The organism is Sphingomonas sp. PAMC 26605 (assembly GCF_000241485.1).
In the GTDB taxonomy this organism is placed as follows: Bacteria; Pseudomonadota; Alphaproteobacteria; order Sphingomonadales; family Sphingomonadaceae; genus Sphingomonas.
Window position 1 is genome coordinate 1 of the sequence record NZ_JH584252.1, and the last position, 4,042, is coordinate 4,042.

A 4,042-nucleotide genomic window follows, 5' to 3' on the forward strand; every position below is an offset into this window, starting at 1 on the left:
AGTGGGCAATCCATACCCCGCTCAGCAGCAGCGACGGGGGCGAGCAGCCGCATGTCCACCTGATGTTCTCGGAGCGGCAGGTGGACGGGATCGAGCGCGGCCCGGACCAGTACTTTAAGCGCGCCAACAGCAAGGCTCCGGAGCGGGGCGGGGCCAAGAAGGGCTATGGGCCGCGTGCCGGTGAGCGGCTTAGCCGTGCGGAGCGGGCCGAGGACCTAAAGGCGCTGCGGGGCCGGTGGGAGGGCATGGCGAACGATCACCTGGCGCGGGCGGGTCGCGAGGAGCGGATCGACATGCGCAGCTATGCCGACCGTGGGCTCGATATTGCCCCGGCCTCCCGGCTGCTCCCCAGCGAGTGGCGGGACGGCGAGCAGCGCGGCAACGTGATCGCGTTCCGGCGCGCGACAGCCGAGCTGGTGCAGGCCGAGCAGGCGATCGGGCACGCGATCCCCGACCGGGATGCGCAGATCATCGATCTTGAGCGGGAGCGGGCAAAGCGTGCTCTGGCAGAGTCGTTCCGGGGTCTGCGGCCAGAGGCGGCACGCGGGGTGACGGAGGAACCGGTCCCGACGGCGTCACCCGAGGCGATCGTCCAGCGCTGGACGGCCGAGCATCAGCGTCAGCTTGCCGCGGTGCAGGCAAAGGCGCGGCGAGTAATGGGGCATGCCGAGGGCATGGAGCGCCAGCACCGGGGGCGCGTCGAGGATCATCGCCGTCAGCAGCCAGAGCCGCCCAAGGGCCTCCTTATGGCGTTCAAACAGGCATCTTACGACACGGCCAAGCAGGCGTGGGACAAGGTGGCGGATGGACTGTGGCGACGTGCGCAGCAGCTAAGGCAGCGGATCGAGCGGCTGGAAGACTATCTCAAGCCGATCGACCGGCACACGCTCCACCACCCCGGCGACAAGATGGCGCATGAGCGAATGGCGCGGGAGCACCCCGCGCTGGTCAAGGATCATGCGCAGGCGGTGAAGGCGCAAACGCTCGCGCAGGCGGCAGAGCAGGCCAAGCGAACGACCGAGGCGCGCGAGAAGATCAGGCAGCAGCGCGAGAAGGAGCGCGGGCGCGACGATCGTGGGCGAGGACGGTAGGTCCGCTTCCGCCCAATTGTCGCCATTCATCGCAGCACGCCGCTTGCCCGAAAGCCGTCGACCGTTAAGGTTCCTTGCGGCGATGGATGCGACTTGGGACGGACTGATCATGCTTACGCGTTACTGGACTAACAAAGTCGGTCTGGCAGGCGTGCTCGTTCTGTATGGCGCTTCCGTTCTCCTTCTCGACCTTCTGGGAGCGAGTGAGTTTGCGGCCATGGCTGTCCCGTTGGCGCTCGTTCCGCTGGCCTGCCTCATCCCCGGTTCACGCCGATTGTTCTCTGGAATGATGCTGCCCGGCATCCTGATCTGCGCCACGGTCGCATTAGTTTATGGATCGTTTAGTTGGACCGATGCACAGTCCGCCAGCCTCGTTTATGCGGCATACCTTCTACTCGCTGCGTCGTGGGGATACGCGATCTATCGGGCGTTCTCGACACCAACTTGATGCCTGCTTTCCGTCGATAGCCCACCGAAAGCTGCCTGACCGCTCCCCACCCAAACCCGGTCGTTCCTGATGCAAAAATCAAGAGTTTTGCATCAAGACAGAGGTACAAGGAAGCGCAGAGAGAACGATGAACGACCGTAAGGAAAATGACCGCAAAACTTGGCGATCAGCAACTTTTAAAGACCAGCGCCTCGTTCGAATTGATCGAATAATAGCTGTGACGATTGTAATTGTTTCAATTACAGTAGCTTTGTTTACTATAAAGGACGATACGGCACGTAATAGTAAGACGTATGTAACGTTTTTACGGCCTGCCATGGGTCAGCCTATAGGCTGCTCAAAGCGCATTTATAGTCAGTGGGACAAAATTAGTCGCCATTGTGCCGTCAAAGAAACAGAAATACATGACTTAGAACCAATAGGTCTTCCTGCCAGCATTCCGTCAAAAGGACGTCAGTGGTATCGCATTGGTAATGACGCACTTGAAGTACAATGTACATTTATATTTAAATATTGCACTGTTGTTACGTCAATAAAAAACAAGTTTAAGCAAAAGCCATAGAATTGTCTTAGGATAGGCACATAGAAGGGTTCATCGTATCAAATTTGTTGATTTACGCTAATCAACGATTGTGCGCTGATGCGAAACTCACAAGTTTTGCATCAGATGGAAAACAGCCGGATTACAGTCGCTTCCGTGATGCATAAATCTAATGCGCAACTCGCGCATGATTTGCGCTCAAGCGGCGATCTTTGCGGGGTGCGTCATATCGCCCTGACCGGCCAGCAGCCCCTCCACCGAGATGTCTTCATCAAGCGCATCCCAGTGTATTCCGCGACGGCTGAGTTCGAAGTCCTGACGCTGCGCCGGGGTGGCATGGAGCAGGCGCGGGAACCATGCGAGCGGGACGCCCAGCGTACGACCGTCCTCGATCTCGACCCACATGCAATCCTCGTCGAAGCGCAGTGCCTTAGGCGAAATACTCATGCCATGCCCTTTCAAGCTGCTCGCGGTGTTGCTCGACCAGACGCTGGATACGGTTGAAGGTCCGGGCGTCGAAGCCGTCATTGTAGGCCATCACTACCGTGGGCGTGAGCCAGAATTTAGCCTCGTCCCGGCCTTGGCGGACGTGAATATGGGCGGGCTCGCGAGGGTTTCCCTCGTTCGAGTAGAAATGAAACTTGAAGCCATCCACTCGCAGGACGATCGGCATCAGGAGCGCCCCAGCAGGCGCGACCAGAAGCCCGGCACAGGAGGTGTCGGCGATGCGGTCTCAGGCGGAGCCGTGACCGGCTGAAAGTCTGCGGGTTGCGATAGCGCTTCGATCGGCTGTTCGGAGGGTGGTCTTTGGTCAGTGAGAAGGCTCCGTTCCGCTATCTGACGCCAATGGTTGCGGTCGGTGCGGACGTCGTCCAATTGAGAGCGGAGAAGGTCAATCTGGCCCTTAAGAGCAGCGACAACCTCGTTGTTTTCAGGGGGTAAACCAGCGTCAACCTGAGGGGCAACCTTACCCCTATCTTGGTTTACGGCAGCCCATACTCTGAAAAGTTCGACTGGCTCGATCGACCACCCGCCATTCGCATCCTTATGAGCAGAAAGTCGCCCGGATCGAATGGCTTTGATGACCGATTGCTTGGTCAGCCCAACGTGCCTTGCGGCTTCTGCGGGAGATAAACTCATGGGGTATACCAGCGTAAACTAGTATAGGGGTAAGGGGTGAACCTTGGTTTACGCATCTAGCTAAGCCGGTCCAACAAGGTTCCTGCGATCGAACCGATGCTTTGAGCTTCCTCGCCCGGCTGGCGATCAGTTGATTCCTGCAACGCCGGTAGGGCGGGTTCCATACCGGGCAGCGTCGGCTCGCTAGGGGGCGGAAGTCCATCTCCGGTCGGAAGCTGACGTTCTCCGGGGAACATACGCGGTAATTTTTTAAGAGGCCTCGTATCGTCAATGACGGTTTGCGGCTGATCGGCAGCATCAGCAATGAGAGTGGCGGTAAAAACAGACAATCGAAGTTCTTCTCGGGGCTGGCCCCAAGCTACTCGATCATTGATGACATAGGCTGCAACAGTGCCTGGGCCATTCATGCGCACGACCTGTATGTAATTCTCTTCGGTTAGGTCACGAACAGCCCGTTGAACAGTATCGACGCTACATCGCATCAGCTTGGCGATCGTCTTTTGGGATATTCCGACTGCGTTCCGATCTCCCATGCGAGCAACTAGAACAAGCAGGAGTTGCCCAGCGCGTGGTTTACGCGCCGTCAGGTCACCCCAAAGCTCCATAGCTTTACGTTCGACTTGTACCCAATGACCCATTGAAGACCCCACCGCACCCATGCGGCTACCCTACCGCAAATCTGCGGTAAAACAAAGCATACCTGCGGACAATCTCTGCTGACTTTCTAGGCAACCCACCGCAAAGCTATGCGGTAGGGTGACCGCATAGCTGGTGCGGTCACCCCCCCCCACAAGTAATTGAAAAATAACGAAAAAGTATTTT

At 58.1% G+C, this 4,042-nt stretch carries 6 protein-coding genes; 3 read left to right on the plus strand and 3 right to left on the minus strand.

Annotated features, from left to right (window positions below):
• The 3 genes from RH90_RS23225 to RH90_RS23835 all read left to right on the plus strand — a co-directional run.
• On the plus strand, positions 1 to 1,091 hold a 1,091-nt coding region (locus RH90_RS23225; protein ID WP_010189232.1), incomplete at its 5' end, for a MobA/MobL family protein.
• Between the two features lie 109 nt (positions 1,092 to 1,200).
• Positions 1,201 to 1,539, plus strand: coding sequence for a hypothetical protein (locus RH90_RS21815; protein WP_157134832.1), 339 nt, complete (start codon positions 1,201 to 1,203; stop codon positions 1,537 to 1,539).
• 127 nt (positions 1,540 to 1,666) lie between these two features.
• On the plus strand, positions 1,667 to 2,101 hold the full coding sequence (locus tag RH90_RS23835; protein WP_157134833.1) for a hypothetical protein: 435 nt from the start codon (positions 1,667 to 1,669) through the stop codon (positions 2,099 to 2,101).
• A gap of 177 nt (positions 2,102 to 2,278) precedes the next feature.
• Here RH90_RS23835 and RH90_RS21820 read toward each other — a convergent pair whose 3' ends face one another.
• The 3 genes from RH90_RS21820 to RH90_RS23110 form a co-directional block, all read right to left on the minus strand.
• Complete coding sequence (locus tag RH90_RS21820; RefSeq protein ID WP_010189236.1) at positions 2,279 to 2,527, minus strand: DUF2442 domain-containing protein; 249 nt, start codon at positions 2,525 to 2,527, stop codon at positions 2,279 to 2,281.
• Complete coding sequence (locus RH90_RS21825; RefSeq protein WP_010165467.1) at positions 2,511 to 2,753, minus strand: DUF4160 domain-containing protein; 243 nt, start codon at positions 2,751 to 2,753, stop codon at positions 2,511 to 2,513. Before RH90_RS21825 ends, RH90_RS21820 begins: the two co-directional genes overlap by 17 nt.
• A gap of 523 nt (positions 2,754 to 3,276) precedes the next feature.
• Positions 3,277 to 3,858, minus strand: coding sequence for a helix-turn-helix domain-containing protein (locus tag RH90_RS23110; protein ID WP_010189238.1), 582 nt, complete (start codon positions 3,856 to 3,858; stop codon positions 3,277 to 3,279).
• Positions 3,859 to 4,042 lie beyond the last annotated feature (184 nt).

Coding starts and splice junctions, on each gene's coding strand:
- RH90_RS23835 (WP_157134833.1), top strand. CDS start 1,667: ATGAACGACCGTAAGGAAAATGACCGCAAAACTTGGCGATCAGCAACT.
- RH90_RS21815 (WP_157134832.1), top strand. CDS start 1,201: ATGCTTACGCGTTACTGGACTAACAAAGTCGGTCTGGCAGGCGTGCTC.
- RH90_RS21820 (WP_010189236.1), bottom strand. CDS start 2,527: ATGAGTATTTCGCCTAAGGCACTGCGCTTCGACGAGGATTGCATGTGG.
- RH90_RS23110 (WP_010189238.1), bottom strand. CDS start 3,858: ATGGGTCATTGGGTACAAGTCGAACGTAAAGCTATGGAGCTTTGGGGT.
- RH90_RS21825 (WP_010165467.1), bottom strand. CDS start 2,753: ATGCCGATCGTCCTGCGAGTGGATGGCTTCAAGTTTCATTTCTACTCG.